This window comes from Lacrimispora sphenoides JCM 1415 (assembly GCF_900105615.1).
Classification (GTDB): Bacteria; Bacillota; Clostridia; order Lachnospirales; family Lachnospiraceae; genus Lacrimispora; species Lacrimispora sphenoides.
Genome location: NZ_LT630003.1, coordinates 1888281 through 1912083 on the forward strand (window position 1 = coordinate 1888281; position 23803 = coordinate 1912083).

The 23803-nt window shown below is 45.0% G+C and carries 23 protein-coding genes, 1 pseudogene and 1 riboswitch; of the genes and pseudogenes, 4 read left to right on the forward strand and 20 right to left on the reverse strand.

Annotated elements, in window-relative coordinates; genetic code table 11:
* Nucleotides 1-32 precede the first annotated feature (32 nt).
* Both BMX69_RS08400 and BMX69_RS08405 read right to left on the reverse strand, forming a co-directional pair.
* Nucleotides 33-1793 carry an efflux RND transporter periplasmic adaptor subunit gene (locus tag BMX69_RS08400; RefSeq protein ID WP_100042109.1) on the reverse strand — a complete coding sequence of 587 codons (1761 nt, stop codon included), beginning with the start codon at nucleotides 1791-1793 and terminating at the stop codon, nucleotides 33-35.
* A 22-nt stretch (nucleotides 1794-1815) separates the two neighbouring features.
* Complete coding sequence (locus tag BMX69_RS08405) at nucleotides 1816-2904, reverse strand: S-layer homology domain-containing protein (RefSeq protein ID WP_100042110.1); 1089 nt, start codon at nucleotides 2902-2904, stop codon at nucleotides 1816-1818.
* Nucleotides 2905-3240: 336 nt separating this feature from the next.
* Here BMX69_RS08405 and BMX69_RS08410 point away from each other — a divergent pair, with 336 nt between their 5' ends.
* Both BMX69_RS08410 and BMX69_RS08415 read left to right on the forward strand, forming a co-directional pair.
* A complete protein-coding gene (locus BMX69_RS08410) occupies nucleotides 3241-3915 on the forward strand; it encodes a response regulator transcription factor (protein ID WP_054792016.1) in 675 nt (224 codons plus the stop codon).
* Nucleotides 3912-5180: a sensor histidine kinase gene (locus tag BMX69_RS08415; RefSeq protein ID WP_100042111.1), complete on the forward strand. Its 1269-nt coding sequence runs from the start codon at nucleotides 3912-3914 to the stop codon at nucleotides 5178-5180. The genes BMX69_RS08410 and BMX69_RS08415 overlap by 4 nt, the downstream gene beginning before the upstream one ends.
* A gap of 47 nt (nucleotides 5181-5227) precedes the next feature.
* On the opposite strand, the gene BMX69_RS08420 is transcribed toward BMX69_RS08415, so the two are convergent.
* The 5 genes from BMX69_RS08420 to BMX69_RS08440 all read right to left on the reverse strand — a co-directional run bounded on the left by BMX69_RS08420 (nucleotide 5228) and on the right by BMX69_RS08440 (nucleotide 9128).
* The gene (locus BMX69_RS08420) at nucleotides 5228-5938 is read right to left on the reverse strand and encodes a GTP pyrophosphokinase (RefSeq protein ID WP_092250145.1); all 711 of its coding nucleotides are present in this window, start codon (nucleotides 5936-5938) and stop codon (nucleotides 5228-5230) included.
* Nucleotides 5939-5964: 26 nt separating this feature from the next.
* Nucleotides 5965-6801 (reverse strand): Mrp/NBP35 family ATP-binding protein, encoded by an 837-nt coding sequence (locus BMX69_RS08425; RefSeq protein WP_054792013.1) that lies wholly within the window; start codon nucleotides 6799-6801, stop codon nucleotides 5965-5967.
* Nucleotides 6794-7612 carry a Cof-type HAD-IIB family hydrolase gene (locus BMX69_RS08430; protein WP_100043799.1) on the reverse strand — a complete coding sequence of 273 codons (819 nt, stop codon included), beginning with the start codon at nucleotides 7610-7612 and terminating at the stop codon, nucleotides 6794-6796. The genes BMX69_RS08425 and BMX69_RS08430 overlap by 8 nt, the downstream gene beginning before the upstream one ends.
* A 201-nt stretch (nucleotides 7613-7813) precedes the next feature.
* A complete protein-coding gene (locus BMX69_RS08435) occupies nucleotides 7814-8386 on the reverse strand; it encodes a folate family ECF transporter S component (protein ID WP_100042112.1) in 573 nt (190 codons plus the stop codon).
* A 60-nt stretch (nucleotides 8387-8446) separates the two neighbouring features.
* Nucleotides 8447-8544: riboswitch (THF riboswitch) on the reverse strand.
* A gap of 35 nt (nucleotides 8545-8579) precedes the next feature.
* The gene (locus tag BMX69_RS08440) at nucleotides 8580-9128 is read right to left on the reverse strand and encodes a phosphatase PAP2 family protein (RefSeq protein ID WP_100043800.1); all 549 of its coding nucleotides are present in this window, start codon (nucleotides 9126-9128) and stop codon (nucleotides 8580-8582) included.
* 242 nt (nucleotides 9129-9370) lie between these two features.
* Here BMX69_RS08440 and BMX69_RS08445 point away from each other — a divergent pair, with 242 nt between their 5' ends.
* Together BMX69_RS08445 and BMX69_RS08450 are read left to right on the forward strand one after the other, a co-directional pair.
* Nucleotides 9371-9742, forward strand: a complete 372-nt coding sequence (locus BMX69_RS08445; protein ID WP_054792011.1) for a CidA/LrgA family protein — start codon at nucleotides 9371-9373, stop codon at nucleotides 9740-9742.
* A complete protein-coding gene (locus tag BMX69_RS08450; RefSeq protein ID WP_100042113.1) occupies nucleotides 9735-10427 on the forward strand; it encodes an LrgB family protein in 693 nt (230 codons plus the stop codon). Before BMX69_RS08445 ends, BMX69_RS08450 begins: the two co-directional genes overlap by 8 nt.
* A 139-nt stretch (nucleotides 10428-10566) precedes the next feature.
* Here the strand turns inward: BMX69_RS08450 and fliB are convergent, their stop codons facing one another.
* The 13 genes and pseudogenes from fliB to BMX69_RS08515 all read right to left on the reverse strand — a co-directional run bounded on the left by fliB (nucleotide 10567) and on the right by BMX69_RS08515 (nucleotide 23791).
* Nucleotides 10567-11727 (reverse strand): flagellin lysine-N-methylase, encoded by a 1161-nt coding sequence (fliB, locus tag BMX69_RS08455; protein ID WP_054792010.1) that lies wholly within the window; start codon nucleotides 11725-11727, stop codon nucleotides 10567-10569.
* Between the two features lie 93 nt (nucleotides 11728-11820).
* Nucleotides 11821-12441 (reverse strand): MntP/YtaF family protein, encoded by a 621-nt coding sequence (locus BMX69_RS08460; RefSeq protein WP_100042114.1) that lies wholly within the window; start codon nucleotides 12439-12441, stop codon nucleotides 11821-11823.
* Between the two features lie 137 nt (nucleotides 12442-12578).
* Entirely contained in the window at nucleotides 12579-14015 is a 1437-nt protein-coding gene (gene nagE / locus BMX69_RS08465) for an N-acetylglucosamine-specific PTS transporter subunit IIBC (protein WP_054792009.1), read from the reverse strand.
* Between the two features lie 71 nt (nucleotides 14016-14086).
* Nucleotides 14087-14329: an HPr family phosphocarrier protein gene (locus BMX69_RS08470; RefSeq protein WP_242883222.1), complete on the reverse strand. Its 243-nt coding sequence runs from the start codon at nucleotides 14327-14329 to the stop codon at nucleotides 14087-14089.
* Between the two features lie 20 nt (nucleotides 14330-14349).
* Nucleotides 14350-14844 (reverse strand): PTS sugar transporter subunit IIA, encoded by a 495-nt coding sequence (locus BMX69_RS08475; RefSeq protein ID WP_100042115.1) that lies wholly within the window; start codon nucleotides 14842-14844, stop codon nucleotides 14350-14352.
* Nucleotides 14845-14863: 19 nt separating this feature from the next.
* On the reverse strand, nucleotides 14864-15691 hold the full coding sequence (gene licT / locus BMX69_RS08480) for a BglG family transcription antiterminator LicT (protein WP_054792008.1): 828 nt from the start codon (nucleotides 15689-15691) through the stop codon (nucleotides 14864-14866).
* A 218-nt stretch (nucleotides 15692-15909) separates the two neighbouring features.
* A complete protein-coding gene (locus BMX69_RS08485) occupies nucleotides 15910-16803 on the reverse strand; it encodes an ABC transporter permease (protein WP_408610339.1) in 894 nt (297 codons plus the stop codon).
* Nucleotides 16799-17743 carry an ABC transporter permease gene (locus BMX69_RS08490; protein ID WP_100042116.1) on the reverse strand — a complete coding sequence of 315 codons (945 nt, stop codon included), beginning with the start codon at nucleotides 17741-17743 and terminating at the stop codon, nucleotides 16799-16801. The genes BMX69_RS08485 and BMX69_RS08490 overlap by 5 nt, the downstream gene beginning before the upstream one ends.
* Complete coding sequence (locus tag BMX69_RS08495) at nucleotides 17736-18755, reverse strand: ABC transporter ATP-binding protein (protein ID WP_100042117.1); 1020 nt, start codon at nucleotides 18753-18755, stop codon at nucleotides 17736-17738. Before BMX69_RS08495 ends, BMX69_RS08490 begins: the two co-directional genes overlap by 8 nt.
* 3 nt (nucleotides 18756-18758) lie before the next feature.
* A complete protein-coding gene (locus tag BMX69_RS08500; protein WP_054792006.1) occupies nucleotides 18759-19760 on the reverse strand; it encodes an ABC transporter ATP-binding protein in 1002 nt (333 codons plus the stop codon).
* Nucleotides 19757-21439 carry an ABC transporter substrate-binding protein gene (locus BMX69_RS08505; RefSeq protein ID WP_100042118.1) on the reverse strand — a complete coding sequence of 561 codons (1683 nt, stop codon included), beginning with the start codon at nucleotides 21437-21439 and terminating at the stop codon, nucleotides 19757-19759. The genes BMX69_RS08500 and BMX69_RS08505 overlap by 4 nt, the downstream gene beginning before the upstream one ends.
* 302 nt (nucleotides 21440-21741) lie before the next feature.
* Nucleotides 21742-22113: pseudogene (locus tag BMX69_RS08510) on the reverse strand (sigma-70 family RNA polymerase sigma factor); the annotation flags it as partial.
* On the reverse strand, nucleotides 22106-23791 hold the full coding sequence (locus tag BMX69_RS08515) for a recombinase family protein (protein WP_100042119.1): 1686 nt from the start codon (nucleotides 23789-23791) through the stop codon (nucleotides 22106-22108). The pseudogene BMX69_RS08510 and the gene BMX69_RS08515, both read right to left, overlap by 8 nt.
* Between the last annotated feature and the right edge of the window lie 12 nt (nucleotides 23792-23803).

Here is a 23803-nt window from a genome sequence, read left to right on the forward strand (position 1 = left end):
ATTTTCCAAGCTATATAACCTCCTTGCGGCCCTTATGGCTGACGGACGCCGCTGCCGGAACCGCCGCTGCTGCCTTCACTGCGGTACCTGACTCCAGAACCGGAACCTGAGCCGCCTGGGCCTACATTTATGCCGCCCATGCCTCCCGGCATCACAACATTCATTGATGTGCCTACAGTAGTTTGTGCAACGTAAACCTCCTGATTCTCTTCCAATCCGCTGTTAATTTCCACATAATCATCATTGATCAGGCCTGTGGTAACTTCTACCGCCCGAAAGCCTGCCGGAATGTTCCCCTGAGGCTCCTTCACCGAATCATCCTTTACATAGACCTGATTTCCCCGCATAAGCGCATCGGCCGGTACGGCAAGGACATCGGCCGCTTTATCCAAAATGATTACCCCATCTACGTTCATGCCTGGGAGAAGCTCATCCATACCATCGTTTAAGGTGATAGTAACAGGATAATTGGTGACCCCGTTGGAAGTAGAGCTTTCCAGGCTTACATTGGTAACTGTGCCGGAAAAGGTTTTACCAGGTACGGCATCGGCAGTAATATTCACCTCCTGGCCTACTTTCACGGACTTGACATCCAATTCATCCACAGACATTTTAAACGTATAGCCCGACATATCGTATATGACTGCCAGGGTTGTGCTTCCGCTGGAGCTTTTGGTGATCTTATCTCCCGCTTTCACGGTTTTTGTAATGACCTTTCCGGATATAGGTGCGGTAATGGTATAGTTATCATAAGTATTCTCGGTACTCTCCAGTTTGCTTTTTGCTCCTTCCAGAGTTTCCTGGGCCTTTTCCATCGTATCTTTATATGTGCGAAGCAGTTTATCCGCAGACTTGCTTTCCATTGTAAATAGAGGAGTTCCCTTCGTTACATAATCACCTTCATGCACCAGCAGGGTTCCTACCTCCACGTTGGAGGATAAGTCCGCTTTCATGGTCGACTCAAGCTTGGGTTCAAATGTTGCTTCCACACTGCACACATAATCGCCTATCGCTGCCGTAGCCGGGGTATCCGTGGTAAGACCGCCTGGATTTGTAACTTCAATGGTGACATAACGAACGATACGCCCTCCAGTTAAGGTTACATCCATATTGCTGACAGAAGTGACTGCACCCTGAATCTGCTCTCCTGTATCGGTAAGGGTAAGAACCGCCGCCTGTCCGGCCGTTATCTGGGCTGCCTCTCCGGAGAGGAATGGAAGCTTGATCTTCATGGTTTTATCATCATAAACAGAGGCAATTTCCGTATTGTTTCCTACTTTATCACCTTCCTTAATGGAAAGCGATTTTATGTACCCGCTCTCTGTGGATTTATAGGTATTTCCGCTGTAATCACCTAAAGCAGAATTGTAATCATCCAGCGCAGTTTGATAATTTTCCTGAGCTCTGGACAGGGAGTTGTTCACCGATGTCATCTCCGATTCCATGGATGATGTATCGATCCGGTAGAGGATCTGTCCCTTTTCTACCTCGTCTCCCTCTTCAAAATCTGCTGCAATGACTTCTCCTTCCACCAAAGAGGTAATGTCATAGGTATTCTGAGGAGAAATGGTTCCAGAGGAGGATAGCTCAGAAACAATGTCCTGCTTCGTAACTTTTGCAGTTCTTATGCTCTTTGATTCGGCGGATGCTTCCTTTGATTTTTTAAAGCTTGCCGCCGCCATCACTCCTGCCAGCACCGCAAGGATTATGATAAGAAGGATCAAAATCTTTTTTCCCTTTATCCGTCCTTTTCTTTTTTCTTTTGAAAATAATTTCTGAATGACTTTTTTCATTCCGGCTTCTCCTGTTAATCTTCTATTCTATATAATCAATGACAGTCCGGGTTTCATTTCCATCGTTATCTACAGACAGGGTATAGACCAGATTCACGGTATCACCTACCCGTAGATCCCCATAGGAAGAAAATGCAAACTTCATCTCAGTGCTGGTAAGCTCGTAGGTGTTGCCGTCATCCAGTATGATTGCTCCCGGTGTCATTAAATCCGAAGAATCATAAACAACGTTTGTGATTTCCCCAAATACGGCGGAGCGTCCGTTTTCATTTTCGTTTCCAATGGTATAAAGCCACACGGTTTTAGAAATGGTATGATAATATACCAGAACTCCGTCTTCGCTTTCCAAGGAAACATCAATTGCATTGCTGGAATTATTAACAGGTTCTCCATCAAGATAAATATTGGCTTCACTAAGCTTAAAAGGTAATATGGATTTGAGCCTGCTGCTGCTTTTTGCGATCTTCGGTCCCTTGATACTGTTGTCGACCATTGAAAACGGATCGATCTCCCCATCACTGGTCAATTCGCAGTTTAAGCTTTTTCCAAACATGGTTCCAGATTTCGTATCTGTTTTTAACAAATTATAAAACAGGTTGATGCAGTCTTCTTTATTTAAGACTTCCAAAGCCTCTTTATTCAGATTTTCATCCAGTTCCAGAAAATGATATTTGGAAAGCCTGGAACCGGTCTGGTCACCGGTAAAGTCAGAATTTGCATAGCCCAAAAGTCCTAAAACTCCTTTTACCCCTTCCTGAAGTGTTATGGAATCGTCTGGTTTAAAATTTCCTCCTAAATATCCGTTCATCCACCCCTGTTCCGCTGCAATCCTGATTTGGGCTGCATATTCATGGTTTCTTGGAACATCGGCAAATACGGAAGTGTTACTGGTCTTGCCGGCCGTGCTTCGATAGGAGGATGCATTTACCAGCATGCTGGCAAATTCTCCCCGCGTCACCGACAGATTCAGATTCCCGGTGTTCATGATTCCCGAAACTCCGACTACCTTTTTCCTTAAATCAAAACTACTTGATGCCTCAGTTATCATAGGGCTGACTGCCGTCGCGGCCATTACAAAAGCCAGGGAAGCCGCTATTTTACGTCCGTTCATCCAGTTTCTCCTCTCATCATTCAAATCTGAAGCTTATTTTAACAGGCGCTTATGTCTGTTTTGTGACAGTAAGCTGAAATTAACCTGAAACTTGGTATTTCTGACGAAAAGTTCCTTGTATTCTTTATACCATAGCAGACCCTGGGTATGGTATTTCAGCTTATTTTAAGCTTAAACCCTTATGATTAAGCTTAGAAAATTTCTTAACTGCCGCGGCACCCCAATGAATAAGCGGGCAAATTCGTACGCACAAAAATGTAAGATTGCCTAACAGGCAGTCTCAGCTTATAATAGATGACAACAGGTTCATAATAATAAGTATAGGAGAATCGAATCATGAAGGTATTGATTGTAGAAGACGAAGTAAGGCTGGCCGATGCTTTGGGACAGATTATGAAGGAACAACATTACCAGGCTGATATTGTGTATAATGGTACTGACGGTTTGTCCTGCGGTCTTTCCGGGGAATATGACGTCATTGTTTTAGATGTCATGCTGCCGGGAGAAAATGGTTTTCAAGTGGTGAAAAAGCTGAGAGAGGCCCGCATCCAGACTCCTGTTCTCTTGCTGACCGCACGGGATGACATTCAGGATAAGGTAACCGGACTTGACAGAGGAGCTGATGACTATATGACAAAGCCCTTTATACCGGAAGAGCTGTTAGCCCGCATCAGGGCTCTCTCCCGCCGTCAGGGAGAAGTAATCGTAGAAGAAATGAAATTCGGAGACTTGACACTTTCTCTCTCTGGCAATGATTTATGCTGCGGCACCAAATCCATTCATCTTGGATATAAGGAATTTGAAGTGTTAAAGATCCTTATGAGCAATTCCGGAAGGATCGTTTCAAAGGAAACTCTCATCTCAAGGGTATGGGGCAGCGATTCCGACGCAGAGGACAATAATGTTGAGGCTTATATTTCCTTTTTACGCAAAAAGCTGAATTTTGTGGGTTCAAGGGTGGAAATCAGCACTCTCCGAAAGGTCGGATACCGCCTGGAGGAAACAACATGATAAAAAAATTAAGAAGACGGTTTGTTTTAGTTAACATGATTTTTGTAATAACCATTCTTTCCGCTGTTCTTGGTATCTTTTACTACGCCAATTTTAAACGCATCGAGCGGCAGACCGTCATGGCTCTTTACCAGGCCGTCGACCGAAACCAGCCGGACCATCTGCCGGATAAGGTAGAAATCACCCGCAGACCTCAAAGGAACCTGCCGCCTCTTGTCCCTATTTTCGTGGTTAATTTAAACAACCGCAACTCCATAGAAAACATAAGGGAAAACAATTTAACGGTTACCAGGGAGCTGGCTTCCACCCTGGTGGAGCTGGCAAAAGCGAATGACTCTTCCCAGGGGGAACTTAAGGATTATTCTCTTCGCTACCTTAAAGTTTCTTCCATAGAGGGTACGAAAATAGTATTTGCAGACCAAAGATATGAACGGGATAATTTAAAAGCCCTCCTGATCAATTGTCTGCTGATCTTTCTTGCGGCGGTTTTTCTTTTTTTGATCCTGAGTATTTTCCTTTCCCGTCTGGCGTTAAGGCCTGTGGAAACCGCATGGCGGATGCAAAACCAGTTCATTGCCGATGCATCCCATGAACTTAAGACACCTCTTACTGTAATTCTGGCCAATTTACAGATTCTTTCCCTTCATAAGGAATGCACCATCATGGATCAGCAGAAATGGCTGAACAACACAAAAGAAGAGGCAGAACGCATGAAGCAGCTTGTGGAAGAACTGCTCTTTTTGGCCCGCTCCGATACTGGGGCCGTCCAGGCCTCCCAGATGGCAATGGCTCCTCTTGATTTCAGTGACATCGTATTAAACGGTGTCCTGCTTTTTGAATCCGTTGCCTTTGAAAATAAGGTGAACCTGGAAAATAAAATTGATACCGGTATTATCCTGGAAGGCTGGGAAGTCCAGCTAAAGCAGGTAATCAACATCCTGCTGGACAATGCCTGCAAATACGCTGGTAAACATGGTTCCGTATCTGTCAGCTTAAAAAAATCCACCCATAATGCCGTCTTGACCGTTCAAAATACGGGAGACCCTATTCCCGAAAAGGAGCAGATCCATGTCTTTGAACGGTTTTACCGGACGGATGAATCAAGAGCCCGTAAGGATGGAGGCTATGGACTTGGCCTTTCCATTGCAAAGACCATTGTTGACCACCATAAGGGAAGGATTAACCTGACCAGCAGCCTTGAAACAGGAACTATTTTTACTGTCAGCTTTCCCCTCTCTTCCCGCCAGCACATAAACAGAACATAAAAAAGGAGCAATTGCAGGTTTTTACCTCAATTGCTCCCTTCTCTTATTTATTTAGAAACTGCAATTCCATGATCCTCAATTCTCTTTCTGATACCCAGCATTCTTTCGTCGGTCTGTGCGATCACATCCGCACACTCCCGCAGTTCTTCGCTGATTTCCTGGGAATACTCTTCCACTTCTTTTTTATATTTTAATTGGTGGTCCAGACTGGCCCAGAAATCCATGGCAATGGTACGGATCTGGACCTCTGCCCTCATCCATTTTTTCTGGTCGGAAAAGAACACGGGGATCTCTACGATCATATGATAGCTGCGGTAACCATTTTTTTTGGGGTGGCGGATGTAATCCTTAATGGCAATGATATGTACATCATCCTGGCGGGCCAGCATATCTGCCACAGCATAAATATCATCAAGGAACGAGCAGATCACGCGGATTCCTGCAACATCATCCAGATTTTCCATCATGGATTCCAGGGAAACCGGCAGCCCTCTGCGCTGCAGCTTTTCCACAATGCTGATGGGCTTCTTTACTCTTGATTTAACCATTTCAATTGGGTTTCTGGAGTTCCTGACTGACAGTTCATCATTTAGGACCTCCAGCTTTGTCTTGATCTCCCGGATGGCACAGGTATACATCATCATAGCTTCCTGAAACTGGTATGCCTGCTTCATAAGCGGGTCCGGAACCTGAACCAGATTGGGAACATTCACAATGGACTGGTTCAATTCACTATTGGGGTTCATGCTAATATTCATTCTTATCCCTCGAAACTTACATTACTTTAAGCTTTCTCTGCTGCCGAAACTGCCTCGTTAAGCCAGTTCACCTCTAAATACTCGACCGTACCGCCATCCACTGCGGCTGCGATCTGTGGATCAATGGGGATTTTAGCCAGAACAGTAAGACCATTCACTTTGGCTGCTTCATCCACGCGGCTCTCCCCAAATACTGAAATCTGCTTTCCACAGTCCGGGCAATTCAAATAACTCATGTTTTCCACCAGTCCCAGAATCGGTATGTTCATCTTTTTCGCCATATTTACCGCTTTTTCAACAATCATGGTAACCAGCTCCTGAGGAGAGGTGACAATGATAATTCCGTCCACAGGAAGGGACTGGAACACGGTTAAGGGCACATCTCCGGTTCCCGGAGGCATGTCCACGAACATGTAGTCAATATTATCCCATAGGGCCTCCTGCCAGAACTGTTTCACAGCTCCTGCAATGACCGGCCCCCGCCAGATGACAGGATCCGTCTCATGATCCAGAATCAGATTCGCTGACATCACTTCAATTCCTGTTGCCGTGGTAGCCGGGATCATAAGGCCATTAGGCGTCATGCCCACACCGTAATCCGAAAGGCCAAAGGCCTTTGGAATGGAAGGGCCGGTGATATCCGCATCAAGGATTGCCGTTTTATAACCTTTCCCGTTCATACCTACAGCCATCAGGGACGTTACCAGGGATTTACCCACGCCGCCCTTTCCGCTTACAACCCCAATTACCTTTTTTACTGTGCTGGCAGGGTTAAGGGGTTCTAAAAAACTTACCTGTTCCTCTCGGCTGCCGCAGTTCTCCTGGCAGGTATTACAATTATGAGTACAATTTACCTCACTCATTGATGATTCCTCCTAATGAATTATAGTCTAATATATGGAAGACGGCTTTTTTTAAGCCATCTGTTTCTATCGAATCCGTAACATAACCGGCTGCACTCTTTACCTCGTCAGAGGCATTTCCCATGGCAATTCCAAGGCCCGCACCGGTTATCATGGAAATATCATTATTGCCGTCGCCAATGGCAGCCATCTCACCGGCAGAAAAGCCGTAATGCTCTGCCATCTTCATGATCCCGTTCCACTTACTTCCGCCTGCGGGAATCACATCACAGCCCATTTCGTCATGCCAGCGCATGAACTCGCAGCCGCAAAGATACTTCTTCAGCTTCTGCTCCATGTCGTAGGATACATAAGGTATTATCTGGTAAATACGCTGGTTTTTGGCCCGTTCTACATTAAAAACCGGAGGAATCCTGGTTCCGATATCCGACTGGACCTTTTCCACCACATGATTCACCATATTGATGTACATGCGGTCCCCTTCCATAAACATGCAGGGAAATGGCTCTTCCTCCAAAAGCATTAAAGTTCTCTCAACTTCACCAGGATCTATGGGAAGATCATAAATGATCCTGTCTCCGCAATAGCAATACTGGCCGTTTAGCGTCACATAGCCGTCAAAGGGAATTCCCTCCAGAAGGTTTTCTTCTTCCATTTCAAGCTTATGGCGCCCCGTTGCAATAAACAGCAGGATTCCTGCCTTTCTGGCTTCCAAAAGTGCCTCTTTTGTACTGTCCGGAATCCGTTTTGTTTGAAAATCCCGAAGCGTTCCATCAATATCAAAAAAAATGGCCTTTATCTTCTTTTCCACTTTTCCATCATTCCTTCTCAATCTGATTATTCTTATCTGTGCCCGTCACAACATGCAAACACTTAAGATTATAATATATCTTATCTGAACTTGCAACGCAAAGGAAGATAAAAGGAGGTTGCAGTGTCGCAGATTGCAAATATCCGATTGACTTGGCAAAAGGCCTGTGCCGTCATCAATGACGCTACAGGCCTTTGTTTTTTATTTTGTTCCCGCAGTCCAAACATTACGGATAGTTTTAAAAACCCCCATGGTATCCAGCGCTTTTGACATGGAATAAAAAATCATGGAATCAATCGGCCACATGACCAGGTTTTTAAGTGCCCTTGCCGGAAGAAGTACCATAAAGCCCTTTCCGTACAGGATAGAAAGACACATGGTATTAAGTATTACGTTACATACCAGCATGACTAAAAGCTTGGAAACCAGGACTCTTCTTAAGGTGATCGGCTTTCTGTAATACATGCAGCCATACATGATACCTGCCAGAACAGTTACCAGGGTCAGTCCCGGAAAAAATGCTCCCGTAGGCTTTAAGAGGTATTTAAGCACATCCATACTTCCGGAAAAAAGGCCTCCTACTACCGGGCCAAACAGGTATGAAACCATTCCATTGGGAATGGAAGAAAAACTGATCCGGATGTAATTTCCCATGTTAATGGAAAACATGCCCAAAACAATTGCTACTGCGCCAAACATGGCGGCTGTGGTAATGGTTCTTACAGACTTCAGCTCTCTGTAAGAATCGGTGAACAAAGTGACGAATTTTTTCATAAAAAATACCTCCTTTGCAGACCTCTGACTACAACCGGAGATAATATTCCTATCTTCTGATGCAGCGGGATGCGACCGGTGTACCGCAAGAAAATCTTTTCGTCCGGCTGACAACTCCCTGTTCAGCTGGCACTTAACGCACACGGGTCTACTCTGCGACTATTAAATTGTATTTTGTAACGCCATCAGTATATCATAGATTTCCTGGAAAGCAAATATTTTTTTTAGATTTTCTTCCTTTCTCCACTATGGAATGAACAAAAAAAGCGATCAAAACGCCAAGAATCAGCCCTCCCAGTACATCGGTGGGAAAATGAACAAACAGATACATTCTGGAAAAACCGATAAGCGCTGCCAGTATCAGGGCCGCAGTTCCCCATTTCCGATTGTAAAGCCAGATGCTAACAGCTCCTTCAAAGGATGCCAGGGTATGCCCGGAGGGGAAGGAATAGTCTCTTGGATTATGAATTAAAAGGGGCACGCTGCTGTCGATCCAACAAGGCCTTTCTCTGGCAATCACGTTCTTAAGGAACGTATTTCCAACCAAAAAGCCGGCTGCCAGGGATAAAATAACACAAAGTCCCACAATTCTTGTCTTTTTAAAACACAGCAAAATAACTCCGGTGAGGATCCAGAAAATCCCGTGATCTCCCAGACTGGTTATCTCCTTCATAAGCACATCCAGCCAGGGAGTATGTAACGATTGTAAAAAATACAGAATACCAAATTCCGTACCAGCCATCATGATTTTTTACTCCTTTTCATTCATGCGTCTATTATACCAAGCAATGAGCCAACCACCACCTTAGCGGCATTTGGTGAATGCAGAGAAATATTAGGCACTAGTATCTATTATACATTGTTCTCCTTAAATTTACCAACAAAAAAATCGCCATGATAATAAAACCATTTGACAAGCCCTAAATTTAAGTTTAGGATAAACCATAGTTGAAAAGTCAGGAAGGACACTAAGGAGGCTATTTAATGAAATACATCAGACAATTCACTATAATTCTATTTATATCTCTGGCAGGAGAAATCATACATCTGCTGGTTCCTCTTCCGGTTCCCGCAAGCATCTATGGTCTATTGATCATGCTGATCGGGTTAAGGAAGAAATGGATTCCATTGGAGGCAGTCGAGGAAGTCAGCATATTTCTCATAGACATCATGCCATTGATGTTTATTCCGGCGGCCGTCGGACTTCTGGATTCCTGGGGAGTACTTCGCCCCATTTTAGTTCCTTTTCTGGTCATCACCCTGCTTTCCACAATCATCGTGATGGTAATTACCGGAAAAGTGACCCAGCTATTTATTAAAAACAACAGAAATGGAAAGGCAGAAAAAAATGAGTAATACAGTAAGTGATTTTTTGTTTTTTGGTGCAGTGCTCAGTCTCTTAAGCTATGAGCTGGGACTCCGTTTAAAGAAAAAATTCAAATGGGCTATCTTCAACCCTCTTTTAATATCCATCTGTATTGTCATGGTATTTCTGTCTGTATTTCATATTGATTATGAGGTGTACGATAAAAGCGCCAAATACATCAGTTATCTTTTAACGCCGGCCACCATTTGCCTGGCAATCCCTCTTTACCGCCAGATGGAACTGCTTAAGAAGCATTCCAAAGCCATTATAGCCGGAACCCTGACCGGGGTTTTCACCACAATGACCACCGTACTGCTTCTGGCTCTGGTCTTTGGTTTAAATCATCAGGAGTATGTTACATTTCTGCCAAAGTCCATTACCACAGCCATTGCAATGGGAATTACGGAGGAAATGAAGGGATATGTGACCATAACGGTAGCCAGCATCATCATAACCGGCATCCAGGGAAGTATCATTGCGGAAGCTGTGTGCAAGATATTTAAAATTACGGACCCTATTGCCAAGGGCATTGCCATCGGTTCCGCTTCCCATGCCGTGGGAACTACAAAAGCCTTGGAAATGGGGGAAATCGAAGGGGCTATGAGCAGCCTTGCCATAGCAACCTCCGGACTTTGTACCGTTATATTTGCTTCTGTATTCTCTGGCTTCCTGTAATATCCTCTCCCATCCCAAAGAGTTCTGCTTGAGAAGGGATTGACTTGCAAAGATAACAGGAGGTTAAAAAGCTGATTTCAAAAGTTATGCTTTTCAAACCTCCTGTTATCTGATCTGTTAATTCTATATTTGATTAACCCTAAAGCATCTGAAGAATCTCCTCCAGACCAAAGCTTTTATCCGTCCGGAATATTCGTTCCATTTCATTGAGGTTCACATCCGAATGCTCTGCCTCTCGGGAAAACCGGTGGGACAGATGAACAAATTCCTTAAAATCCAGGCTGCTGTCATTTCTTTTAAAAGCAGCCTGGGCTATTTCCTGAATAAGAATAGTGCTCACTGCGGCAAGCTTTACTTTCACATAGGGTTGTTCGTCATAAACAGCTCCGCAGAAATAGGTGAAGATAAAGTATACCATAAGCTGTTCGTTCCACTGCGCCCATTGACGCTTACGGCCTTCATCCTCCATTAAATACCGGTGAAAAGCTTTCCTGTTATCCTCATAGCTTTCTGCGCCGGCATCAAACAATATCCTTTTAAGAGTACCCAAATATTGTGGCCAGCTCTCATTAAGTACTTCAAGCTTCCCAAACAGAGAAAACCACTTCTTCATCTTTTCATAACGGATCCTGTCTTCTATCCTGCGAACAGCCATTTTCTTTTCTACCATCTCGGCTCCGGCCGTCCCTTGATACCGTTTCATCAATTCATCCAGCTCATATAATTTCTCCTCATTGATTCTACGTTGCATATCATGAGAAAACCCCAGTGCCATGGCAGTGCGCAGACTGCAATCCATGTCCCGGTTTTGCAGGAAGGATAAAATCAGGTCCCTTGCATCCATAAGCTTGGTAAACAATAAAAAATCAAAATCAGGATAGGACTCCTCCCTTTCATCCTCTTTTGTAAGAAAACGGACAGGTTCTTCACAGCCAAGAATCAGACCGGAAGCTTCCTCACAGGATAAGGACAGAGAAATTTCCCTGACCCCTTCGTATTCTTCTATATGCCTTGGATAATCCCGGCAGGTTTTGCAAAGCATTCCCGGGCCGGCTTCTTTATAGATATCGCATAGATTGTCCTTATTTAGGAACGCGCACCGGCCGTCACACTGCTTAAAGGAGCCATTTTTCCAGTCAATCCACTGATTAAGCCTTCTGCCAAAAGCATCCTTTCGCATTTGGTATCGTCTCTTAGTATGATCATCGATCATGATGGCCCAGCCTGCACAGCAGGTATCCGGGCACTCTCCGGCCACACAGCGGAATTTATTATAATAATGAGGTATTGTATACTGCATAAATGATTGCTCCTGTTTTTGATAACGATTATACCGCAAATAAAAATGGGGTGCAACCCATTTAAATGAGCGGAACCCCATTTTAAAATCAGATTATAATTTCCCAAATGCCAGGAACAAAAACAGTATACCGCTGACCCAGGTCAAATCCCAGCCTTTTAATGCTGCAATCTTATGCCCCAGAAATAGGCCGATATACATGACGGCAGTACCCACAACCATGGCGGAAAGGGCCGTAAGCCCCGGTGGAATCATCAGAAATCCGGATAAAGCTCCAGCTACCAGACTGTCCAAGGACATGGCCAGGGAAAACATGATGGTTTCCTTCCAGGACAGAGACTTCGAGTGATCCCAGTCTGCCGCCAAAGGATTCCCGTATATATTTATGATGATGCTCAGGCCGGAAATAGAGAATGTAAGATTCTTTTGAACATTTACATGGTTGTTAATATATTTTTTAATGGTATAATCCAGAAGCTTTATTACGCCCAGAAGAAACAGGCAGGAAAATGCAACCCCTTTTGCAAAACTTTCCGGTACCAATCCGCTGATCACGCTTCCAAATATAAGAGCAGCTCCCAGACAGCCGCTGCAAATCAAATTTACTGCGATAACCTTTCCGCAGGAGATCTTCAGACGGTTGGCCCCGTAGGCAATGCTGGCAACAAAGGTGTCGGTGCAAAGCGCCAGCACAAGAATTAATATATCACGCATATCCTGGCAAACTTACCTTTTTATTTTAATATATTCATTCATGGCCTGTCTGGGACCCCGGAAGCGATCGAATTACCACCCCTATACAAGAATAAAAAAGCAGGGGCTGAAATTTGCCCCTGCTTTTTGCCTGTTAATTACTGGCACAGCTTCTTAAATTCATCTGCAACAAACTGCACCTGGGTTCCTACGATGACCTGTACGCTGGTCTTACCTGGTCTGATGACACCGGCAACGCCTGCGGATTTGATCTTCTTTTCGTCTACCAGAGTATAATCTATGATCTCCAGTCTTAATCTTGTAATACAGTTATCAATGCTGGTGATGTTATTCTTACCGCCAAGTCCTTCCAGAAGAATGGAAGCAACTGCCGTATAGTCATTATTAGAAAGAGTGACTGTGTTTTCATCTACATCATCATCTTCCCGTCCCGGAGTCTTAAAGTTAAACATTAAGATTGCAAGGCGGAATACGAAGTAGTAAACAGCTGCATAAACAAGGCCCAGCGGGATAATAAGCAGCGGATTTACAGCCATAGGAGCCTTAAAGCTCAAGAACCAGTCAACGAAACCTGCACTGAAGTTAAAGCCTGCACGTACGGGAAGCAGGGCGCAGATCGTTAAGGAAATACCTGTTAAAATTGCATGGATTAAGTAAAGGCCTGGAGCAAGGAACATAAAAGCGAATTCCAGAGGTTCCGTTACGCCTGTAAAGAAGGAACAAACTGCTGCTGCAAGCAATAAACCATATGCATTTTTCTTTTTACCAGGTTTTGCGGTATGATACATAGCCAAAGCTGCGGCCGGAAGACCGAACATCATAACCGGGAAAAATCCTGTCATGTACTGACCTGTCTGGCCCAGGACACCATTTCCTGACCAGAAATTACCAAGGTCGTTTACTCCTGCAACGTCAAACCAGAATACGGAGTTCAGTGCGTGATGGAGACCTACCGGGATCAGAAGACGGTTGAAGAAACCATAAATACCAGCTCCTATTGCGCCCAATCCCAGGATGCCCTTACCAAATGCAACCAATCCTGAATATACAACCGGCCATATAAAGAATAAAACAAGGCAGGCTACCAAAGAAACAAGTGCGGTGACAATGGCAACAGACCGCTTGCCGCTGAAGAATGCCAACGCATCAGGAAGCTTGGTATTCTTAAACCTGTTGTAGCAGCTGGAACCGATAATACCGGATACGATACCGATAAACTGGTTTCCAATCTTACCAAAAGCAGGATTTACTTCGCTGACATCAATTCCTTTCAGCATGGCAACCACTCCAGGTGAAAGAATCGTCTGAATCATCAGCCAGGAAACAATGGCTGCAAGTGCTGCGGTACCCTCATGGTCATCTGCCATACCAACGCCTACACCGATTGCAAACAGAACTGCCATGTTATCGATGATGGCGCCTCCTGCCTTAATTAAAAAGGCAGCAATGGCACTGTTAGCCCCCCAGCCGGTGGGGTCAATCCAGTAACCAATTCCCATCAGGATGCCTGCCGCAGGCAAACATGCCACCGGAAGCATCAATGACTTACCTAGTTTTTGCAAATACTTCATCATAATAAAGAAACCCCTTTCTTTTTGTCCTACTGGACATTTTTTATCCATTCCTGCTGCCAAGCAGGTTCAGATCACATTTCTTCCAAAACGGTGCAAAGCGCGGTCATGGCCGCCGCCTCATCCTCTCCGTCAAACCGGAATCGGATGATGCTTCCTCTTTTGGCTCCAAGCCCCATTAATGCCAAAAGGCTTTTACAATCCGCTTTGTCTGATTCCCACTGGGCTTCTATGCTGCACGAATATTTCCTTGCTTCCATAAAGATCATGGAAGCCGGCCTGGCATGAAGTCCCAGGGGATCTTTTAATTCATACAAATACTCCCTCATTTTAATACCTATAATTCGATGATTGGTTCCAGTTCCTTTACCTGCATCCCTGTATGGCATACCATATCCGGATAATTCGGCGTATTACAGACGATAACCGGAGTAATCACCTCATATCCTGCTTCCTTTATGGCTGCCATGTCAAATTCAAGAAGAAGCTCCCCAGCTTTCACTTTGTCTCCTTGCTTTTTATGAGCAGTATAATGCTCCCCTTTTAAATTGACCGTATCAAGTCCAACATGGACAATGATCTCAGCGCCTTCCGGAGTCGTAATGCTTACAGCATGCTTTGTCTCAAACACCACTGTCAGGATTCCGTCGGCCGGAGCCACAATTCTACCTTTAGCCGGAATAATGGCGACACCTTTTCCAAGGATCTCCTGGCTGAATGTGGGATCATTCACTTCACTTAAGGGTACTACTGATCCTTCAACCGGGGCCAGAATTTTTTCTCTTTCTTTTTCTCCCCCTCCACCGAATATTTTTTTTAATGAATCAAACATATCATGATTCTCCTTTCTGCTATAGCCTCATTCTCTTGATGTGAACCGCCAGATATGCGGTCTCTTCTTCCGTTACATCGTGATGGTATGTTTCCATGATATAATCCTTAATTTTTAAACTGCACCTATATTCCTCCGGGTACATCTCGGATATCAAATGGTTAAATTCAACATTCCCGCTGTTTAACAGCTCCTTTGTAACGATTCTTTGTGCCAGAAACCTTAAATGGGTAACAAACCGCTGATAATTTAAAGACATTTCATCAGGTTCCATTGAAAAATATTCTTTCACAATCCCTACGGTATTCTGGATCAGGTTTGTGATATCAATGGTATCACGCATGGCGGTATTAAATTCCGCATTGACGATGTGAAATGCAATGAATCCCGCCTCGTCAACAGGAAGGGATATTCCTATCCTCCGCTCAATTAATGCGATGGCGTATTCACCGATTAAGTATTCCTCTTTGTAAAAGGTTTTTATCTCATTAAGCAGAGGGTTTGAAAATTTCATCTTCTGCTTAAATCGGTGAATGGCAAAATTGATGTGGTCCGTCAGCGTTATGTATATGTTTTGATTAAGACTCCTGTTTAATACGCTTTTCGCGTAATTTATGATTTCCGTAGAAACCTGGATGTGTTCAAGGGGAAGGTTCACCAGCAATTCTTTAAATTTGTCAACATTGTTCTGGCTGTCCAGACGGAATACTTTTTCAACTGCGCTCTCCGGAATCTCTTTTCCCGGCTTCATACCGAAACCGATTCCCCTGCCCATGACTATAATTTCTTTTCCATCCGGCTCCAGCGCACTGACAATATTGTTATTGATTATTTTGTCAATTTTCATACAATGTCCCATCCTATAAAATAAAAAACCAACTTCGACCACGAAAATAAAATTTCATTTTCCATAATCAAAATTGGTTTTGCCTGCTTTCCAGTAACAATCCACTTTATATATCCTTGCTATAACTATACCAGTTATTTCAAAAAAGTCAACAAAATTTTATACATTATTTATATTTTTTATAATTCCTCGATTTTTCAGCCTAAATCCTCTCTCCTTTAATTTCCCGAAGGATCAAAAGCATCTCTTAAAGCGTCTCCGATGAAATTAATACTGACGACCAGCAATATGATCATCAGTCCCGGCGGTACCCACAACCATGGCTTGGAAGTGAGGATGGAGATGGATTGAGCTCCGTTTAACATATTGCCAAGGCTGGACTGTGGCGGTTGAATTCCCATACCAAGAAAGCTTAGGGCTGCTTCATCTAACATCGATATGGCGATAACCGAAGTCGCATATACCAGAATGGGTGCGACCGTATTGGGAAGTATCTCAGAAAACAGGATATAACGCTTTGGCATTCCTGCGACGCGGTCCCCCTGAATAAAATTCATCTCCCGGATGGATAAAACATTCCCTCTGACCAGCCGGGCAATTCCGGGCCAATCAACAAAACCGAGAATCAGAATAATATTTAAAAGGCCCGGGCGAAAAATCGCGGCAGAAACTAATACAAGCAGGATATAAGGGAAGGACATGACCATATCAGTAAACCGCATGATAACCATATCAAGGATTCCTCCGAAGAACCCGGATACCAGGCCCAAAACCACACCCACAACCGTGGATACAGCAGTAGCGGCAAATCCTACCAACAATGAGATTCGGATGGCGTACAGCATTCTGCTTAATACATCCCTTCCCACCTGGTCGGTTCCAAGCAGATGCTTTATGGAAGGCGGATCGCTGAATCCACCGACCACCTTATTCGGGTCATAAGGCGAAAGAACCGGCGCCAGCAGCGCACATAGGAGGATTATAGCCAGGAACACGGTGCTGGCCACAGCCAATTTGTGTTTTAAGAACCGCCTCATTACCGTATTGCGGTATGCATTATCTTCACTGATTATTGTTTTATCTCTATTCATACTTTTTCTCCTGCTTTTAATACGTAATCGTCGGATCTACCAGTGCGTAGATGATATCTGTCAGCAGGTTTGCCACCAGAACAACAATGGCGGACATCAGACAGACGCCCATAATGACCGGATAATCTCTGCTGATAATTGCACTCATGGTCATCATGCCGAGCCCTGGCCAGGAAAATACCTGTTCTATGATGATGGCTCCGCCAAACAAGATCGGTATATGCATCCCGAATACAGTAATGACCGGAATTAACGCATTGCGAAGCGCATGCTTATTAATCACCAGAAAGCGGCCAATTCCCTTTGCCCTTGCCGTTCGCAGATAATCCATCCGTAGTATCTCAAGCATGGCGCTGCGGATATAACGGATATTTGTCCCCGCCATGGAGGTCGCCAATACAATCACAGGCATGATCATATGCCTGAGGACATCAATGGCACTTTTCTGCGCTCCCAGGGTATACATACCGCTGGAGGGCAGCCAGCCAAGCCTGACGGTAAAAAGATAAATCAGCACCAATGCCAGGAAAAAACTGGGGACACTGCTTCCAAGAAAGGATAGTGTAACTACAGTATAGTCCTGGGGTGTATATTTGTGGACTGCGCTGTAGATTCCCGCCGGTACCGCAATCAGCATACTGACAAATAACGAGACGGACATGAGCAGTAACGTTGGTCCGATATAGGCTTTAATCATTTGGCTTACCGGCTGGAAACTCTTCATGGAATATCCCATGTTGCCCTGAAGAAGATTTGTCAGCCAGATCCAGTATTGTACATAGACAGGCTTATTAAGGCCTAGTGCAATTCTTTTCGTTTCGATGGCCGCCTCGGACACTCTGGGGCCCTGGAGCAGTTCCAATGGACTTCCTACCATAGTCATGATCAGAAAATCGATTACGGTTATGCCTATCAGGACCGGGATAGCGATAAGAATACGCTTGATAATATATTTAAGCATCCGCACCCTCCTTTGGCCGTTTACCCAGGGTCAGCACCGGACAGGCCGCCAGGTGCCCGCTTCCTGGCTGGACCTGGATCAGCGCCGGTTCCGATCGTTTGCATTCCTCTATGGCATAGGGACACCGGCTGTGAAAATGACAGCCGGAAGGAAGATCCTTATTGGAAGGCAGTTCCCCCTGCAATATTACTCTTTTTCTGCCTCTGGCCTCAGGATCGGGAATCGGTGCTGCACTGCATAATGCCTGAGTATAAGGATGCACCGGATTATCAAACAGTTCCTTTGCATCCGCAAGCTCCACAATTTTCCCAAGATACATGACGGCAATCCGGTCACTGATGTATTTGACCGCATCCAGACCGTGGCCAATAAACAGATAGGTAAGCTTTAGCTCCTTTTGCAGATCACGAAGCAGATTAAGAATCTGAGCCTGTATTGATACATCAAGGGCGCTGACCGGCTCATCACAGATGACCAGCCTGGGGTTAAGAGACAGTGCTCTTGCAATCCCAATCCTTTGCCGTTGCCCGCCGGAGAACTCATGAGGATAACGCCCTTTCGTATTCTTCGGAAGCCCCACCATATCAAGCAGGCGGTCAACCTCCCTATGGACATTCTGTTTAGTAGTGACGCCATGATACAGCATTGGATAGGATAGAGTTTCAAAAATACGTTTTTTCGGATTAAGGGAGGTATAAGGATCCTGAAACACCATCTGTATCTGGGTGCGGATTTGCCTCATTCCAGCCGCCGACCGGTCCGTGAACGGCTGTCCTTCATAGATAATGCTGCCCTCTGTGGGAGTTTCTAACGCTGCCAGCTGCCGCCCTATGGTTGATTTGCCACAGCCGGATTCACCTACCAGTCCCAGAGTTTCTCCCGGATATAGTTCAAAATCCACACCATTCACAGCATGGATGAACCCAACTGTATGTGGAATAATACCGTCGCGAACCGGATAATATTTTTTTAATCCCTTTATCTCTGCCAGAGGTTGTCGTTCCTTTTGCATTTGTTAATTCCTTCCTGACGCCTGCGTCTTCTTCTCCCGGATTTCTTCTGCCCGCCAGCATCTTACCCCGTGACTATCTTCTATTTCAACCAGACTTTGCTCCAGATCACAGCCATCGGCCATATATGGGCAGCGGTTTGCAAAGCGGCAGCCGGTGATCTCACCGTAATGCTCTGGAACAGTACCCTTAATCGTCAGCAGTTCTCTCTCCTCTTTATCTCTGATACTGGGAATGGATTTCAACAGAGCCTGTGTATAAGGGTGTCCCGGCTTTTTAAACAAATCGAGAACGCCTGCCTCCTCCACAATCTGTCCGGCATACATAACCATAACCCGGTCCGCCATTTCAGCAACCAGTCCCATGTCATGGGTAATTAAAATGATTGACATATGAAGCTCTTCACGTAAGTTCCTTAAGAGTTCCATAATCTGTGCCTGAATCGTAACATCCAGCGCAGTGGTTGGCTCATCCGCAATGAGAAGCTTCGGATCACAGGCAAGCGCCATGGCGATCATTGCCCGTTGCCGCATTCCTCCAGACAGTGTATGCGGATATTTGTTCATAATAGAAGAAGGATCCGGAAGCCCCACCTTATCCAGGAGGAGCAGTGCCCGTTCCTTCGCTGTTTTCCTGTCCAGGTTCATATGAATTCGCATAGCTTCCATGATCTGGTTCCCAATGGTGAATAACGGATTTAAGCTGGCCATGGCATCCTGAAAGATCATGGTCATCTTACTTCCGCGAATACGGTCCAATTCCTCCTCCGGCAGATGAAGCAGCTCCTGCCCGTCAAAGACCACCTTGCCTCCTGTGATTTTACCATTTTCTCCAAGCAGACCCATGACCGACAGAAGCGTAACGCTCTTGCCGGAGCCGGATTCCCCAACGATGCACAGGATCTCACCTTGATTTACATGAAGGCTGACCCTGTCTAGGCATTTGATATCTCCGGCACCGGTAGAGAACGCCATTTCCAACGAATCTACTTCCAGCAGCGGTGTCATTGTGTCACATCCCATTGGTGGATATTATTAAAAGAGCCATATACATCCGGCGTTGCATTCTCCACTCTTTTATTCACAGCTCCGATTGCACTTATGATATAGGCAGAAATCATTGGGGCCTCCTGCTGCATGACGGTATCGATCTTTCGATATTCCTTCTTGATTTCACTAATGTCACTGGTAGCCTGGGTTGCCGCCAGGGCCTGTGTTACGGTATCATTCACATAGCCGGTCCAACCGTCCGCAGATAATAACCAGTTAACGTCCGGATAAGGATCTACCGGTGCATAGGTATACTGCACTGCCAGCAAATCAAAATCCTTACTTCCCGCTTTGGTCATTAAGCTGGATAAGTCCACGGTTGTCACCTGAATCTTAAGTCCGATTTCCTGCAGCTTCGCAGCGATATAATCTGCGGCCTGGCAGAAAGTGGAATCTCCACTGTTTACATAGAAGTTCAATGTCCTTGAAGCATCCCAGCCGTCTGCGGCTGCCTGGGCGACTAATTCCTTTGCTTTTTCCGGATCGTAAACAGTGGGCGTCAGTCCCTCATCATAGAAAGGTCCCGCACTGGACAGGAAACCGTCAACCACTTCGCCTTTTCCGTTTAAAAGCCCTGTTATTATGGATGGGCGGTCAATTCCATAAAGAATCGCCTGACGGATGCGGGGATCCGTAACCGTGGTGGTATTAAAAAAGATCGACTGGTTGATAACAGGAGCACCATAGTTGACCGTCACATTCGCAAGGGCTTCTACGCTGGCATAATCCTCCTGCAGGATGTTGCCGGTGGTCTGCTGCACAAAATCAATCTCTCCTGATTGCAGCCCGGTCAGTAATTGTGCCGCAGGTACGATCTTGATATTTAACCTGTTAATCTTTGGAGCGCCCTTCCAGTATGTATCATTTGCCTCATAGGACACATAATGCTGCAAATCAACGGAAGTGATGCGGTAGGGTCCGTTAACTACCGTCGGAGCGTTGAACCAGTCATAACCTGCCAGGTCCTCATCCGCTACACTCTCAAGAACATGTTTGGGCAGTGTCAGTATATAGCGTCCATATGTATTCTGGAAGGTGGTAAGAGCCATCTGATATTTGGTCGTGAATTCGACGGTTTTATTGTCGATTGCCTTAACACCGGATATCTCCGTCGCTCCCGCCTCCGAAAAACCATCGTCGCCCACGCCTTCAATGGCATAGAGCGCCATGCTTGCATTGGCACGGACAGGGCTTGACAGCTTAAGAACGGTGTATACGACGTCATCTGCAGTTACTGCCTGACCGTCGGACCAGCTTGCGTTCGGATCAATATTCACTGTAAAATGAATATTGTCCTCCGTAGTAATAGAAGAAGCCAGCATACCCTCAAACTCCAGATTTCTGTTTAATTCAACAAGAGGCAGGAATTCCAATGCCGTGGAGGTCTTCATGATCTCAGTTGCATCCATCAACAGAGGGTTGACGCTGCTGATAGAATCGGTCATTCCAATATTAACGATCTTATCCTCCGTACTCTCACCTTTTGCGGAATTATCCTCTGCCGCATTTCCCTTAGCCGGATTCTCAGCTCCCGGATTGGAATTTGGTTTTGCACAGGCCGCAAGAGATACTACCATGCCGAAAACAAGCATGGATCCAATTACCTTATGCAGTTTTTGAAAGACTACTTTTTTCATAATTGTCCTCCTCCTTAAATAAACATAATTTTCTCAGATATTTGTCCTGCGCATTGTACGCATTTCTTATATTAAAGAATACATATATGTTTAGTATGAAATATCCTTTTTTACATAGTATTATGATTTTGTTTTTTTGTCAACCATATTAATCACAATCTGCAGCAAGTCCTTATAAGAACACCCTAACCGCCTTACACACTGCTTCATGACAGCAAAGAAGTCCGGAACGCCCTGTTTATCGGGCCTCCCAGACTTTTTACTCAACCATCAGAGATGGGATAATTTAATAATGCTTCTTTTTAAATACAATTCTTTTTAAGTTCGTCTCTCAACCGCTCCAAAGCCTTTTTTTCCAGCCTGGATACGTAGGATCTGGAGATTCCCATGACATCCGCGATCTCCCGCTGCGTATACTCTTTTCCTCCATGCAGACCGTACCTCATTCCGATTATGGTTTTTTCATTTTCCTTAAGACAACTGTCAAAGGCCTCATACAGTTCCTTAATATCCTGTTTTAAAATAATAGATTCCAGAGTCTCCTTATTTTCCATTTCAATGACATCTACTAAACTTACAGTCTCTCCATCCTTGTCTACGCCGATGGGTTCAAACAAAGAAACCTCTTTTGAATATTTCTTGTTCGCACGAAGAAGCATTAGGATTTCATTTGCTAGAGTCACCTTGCGGCTCTGGTAATTCAGGCACCTTCGAGCCAAACAGGTACAGATGAACATTCTCTCCATCCCATATGACCTTATCCACAAATGTACGGACTGCCGCCCGTCTTTGCCGGACATCCATAAGGCCGATCACCTGTTGAAAGGAAGACAGGGTCTGCTTAATGAACTGTAATTCTGTATCGGAAAGCTCTTTATTTTCTGTGTTAAGGGAAAGCTCCCATAACCGCCGCTCCATTTCCCCTTTTCTTTTATGGAGTCCTTCGATTTGCTGTATGATATATCCTTCTGCCCCGGTTCCTCCGGCTTTTCCAAGGGAGGCCGCCAGTCCGGTTATTTCTCCTTCCATATTCTTCAGTTCATCCTTTAAACGGGATATATCCCATTCCGCTTCCTCCTTGCTTTCTTCCACTGCCTTTTTGCTCCGGCAAAGCTGCTTTTGAAATTCACTCCAATCCACAGATATCTTTTTGATTTCCTCCAAGACCATCTGATCCAGCATATTTCCATTAACATTCTTCATTCCGCAGCATTTCATACGACTTTTTTCCTTCATGGTGCATAAATAAGAATAGATCTGTTCCCCTTCGTCATTGTACCGGCCGGACAGCTTTGGCCGCATATAACCGCCGCAGCCGCCGCAAAAGAGGATTCCAGACAGCAACGCCACATTACTGCGGGGTTTCCGGTAATTTTTTGATTTATTCTGGTCCAGCTGCAGCTGAACCTTGACCCACATGGAGCCAGAAATCACTCCTTTATGCTTTCCAACTGCCACGATCCATTCTTCCATATCTTTCAACTCGTGAGTTTTTCCGGCCCTTTGAAGGGTACGGTTATACGCAATCACCCCATGGTTTCCGTCAAAGGCTTCTCTTTCTGCAAAAAGATCCACGTTCTTTTCCCTTAAATACTCATAGGCTTCCTGATCTGCAATCATATAAACCGGATTGGTCAATATTCCTTTTATCGCAAAACGGCTGAATAAGCGGCCATATTTTGTCCTATGACCATTCTGGAGCAAATAGGTTTCCGTCTGAGTCAGCGATCCTGTCTCTAAGAATTTTTCGTAAATCACCTTGATTAGATTTGCCTCATCCGGAATCATCTTAAGCTTAAATGCTTTTTTCACCTTCCCGTCTATGGTCACAGAGGACACGCTCTCCGACGTATAACCCGTAGGAGTATTTCCTCCCAGCCATCTTCCGCTTTTGGAGAGCTCCAGCATATTATCCCGGATGCGTTCCGCGATTGTCTCTCTCTCCAACTGAGAGAAAACAGAAGCAATGTACATCATGGCCCGCCCCATGGGAGAGGATGTGTCAAATTGCTCTTTTATGGAGATAAAGGAAATATGAAGTTCATTAAGCTCTTCAATCAGATTTGCAAAATCACCGATATTACGGCTTATCCGGTCAAGACGGTAGCATACCACCGCCGTAAATTTCTTCTTTTTTGCTTCCTGCATCATGACTTTAAACTGAGGCCGTTCAAGGTTTCCTCCGGAGAACCCCTCATCCTCATATACACAGGCGCTGTCAACGAAACACGCTCCATAATGTGTGGTAATGTATTGTCTGCACAGCTCGATCTGGTTTCCGATGCTCTCTCCTTTTCCGGTAAATTTTGATTTTCTTGAATAAATTGCAAACCGCTCTTTCCCGGCTTCCACTTAGCCCTTCCT

Bases quoted from the DNA above. Each gene is read 5' to 3' on its own strand.
- BMX69_RS08505 (WP_100042118.1), bottom strand. From the start codon at position 21,439: ATGAAAAAAGTAGTCTTTCAAAAACTGCATAAGGTAATTGGATCCATG.
- BMX69_RS08440 (WP_100043800.1), bottom strand. From the start codon at position 9,128: ATGGCTGGTACGGAATTTGGTATTCTGTATTTTTTACAATCGTTACAT.
- BMX69_RS08500 (WP_054792006.1), bottom strand. From the start codon at position 19,760: ATGACACCGCTGCTGGAAGTAGATTCGTTGGAAATGGCGTTCTCTACC.
- BMX69_RS08420 (WP_092250145.1), bottom strand. From the start codon at position 5,938: ATGAATATTAGCATGAACCCCAATAGTGAATTGAACCAGTCCATTGTG.
- BMX69_RS08495 (WP_100042117.1), bottom strand. From the start codon at position 18,755: ATGCAAAAGGAACGACAACCTCTGGCAGAGATAAAGGGATTAAAAAAA.
- BMX69_RS08475 (WP_100042115.1), bottom strand. From the start codon at position 14,844: ATGTTTGATTCATTAAAAAAAATATTCGGTGGAGGGGGAGAAAAAGAA.
- BMX69_RS08435 (WP_100042112.1), bottom strand. From the start codon at position 8,386: ATGAAAAAATTCGTCACTTTGTTCACCGATTCTTACAGAGAGCTGAAG.
- BMX69_RS08425 (WP_054792013.1), bottom strand. From the start codon at position 6,801: ATGAGTGAGGTAAATTGTACTCATAATTGTAATACCTGCCAGGAGAAC.
- nagE (WP_054792009.1), bottom strand. From the start codon at position 14,015: ATGATGAAGTATTTGCAAAAACTAGGTAAGTCATTGATGCTTCCGGTG.
- BMX69_RS08415 (WP_100042111.1), top strand. From the start codon at position 3,912: ATGATAAAAAAATTAAGAAGACGGTTTGTTTTAGTTAACATGATTTTT.
- BMX69_RS08410 (WP_054792016.1), top strand. From the start codon at position 3,241: ATGAAGGTATTGATTGTAGAAGACGAAGTAAGGCTGGCCGATGCTTTG.
- BMX69_RS08460 (WP_100042114.1), bottom strand. From the start codon at position 12,441: ATGCGTGATATATTAATTCTTGTGCTGGCGCTTTGCACCGACACCTTT.
- licT (WP_054792008.1), bottom strand. From the start codon at position 15,691: ATGAAAATTGACAAAATAATCAATAACAATATTGTCAGTGCGCTGGAG.
- BMX69_RS08490 (WP_100042116.1), bottom strand. From the start codon at position 17,743: ATGCTTAAATATATTATCAAGCGTATTCTTATCGCTATCCCGGTCCTG.
- BMX69_RS08405 (WP_100042110.1), bottom strand. From the start codon at position 2,904: ATGAACGGACGTAAAATAGCGGCTTCCCTGGCTTTTGTAATGGCCGCG.
- BMX69_RS08450 (WP_100042113.1), top strand. From the start codon at position 9,735: ATGAGTAATACAGTAAGTGATTTTTTGTTTTTTGGTGCAGTGCTCAGT.
- BMX69_RS08400 (WP_100042109.1), bottom strand. From the start codon at position 1,793: ATGAAAAAAGTCATTCAGAAATTATTTTCAAAAGAAAAAAGAAAAGGA.
- BMX69_RS08445 (WP_054792011.1), top strand. From the start codon at position 9,371: ATGAAATACATCAGACAATTCACTATAATTCTATTTATATCTCTGGCA.
- fliB (WP_054792010.1), bottom strand. From the start codon at position 11,727: ATGCAGTATACAATACCTCATTATTATAATAAATTCCGCTGTGTGGCC.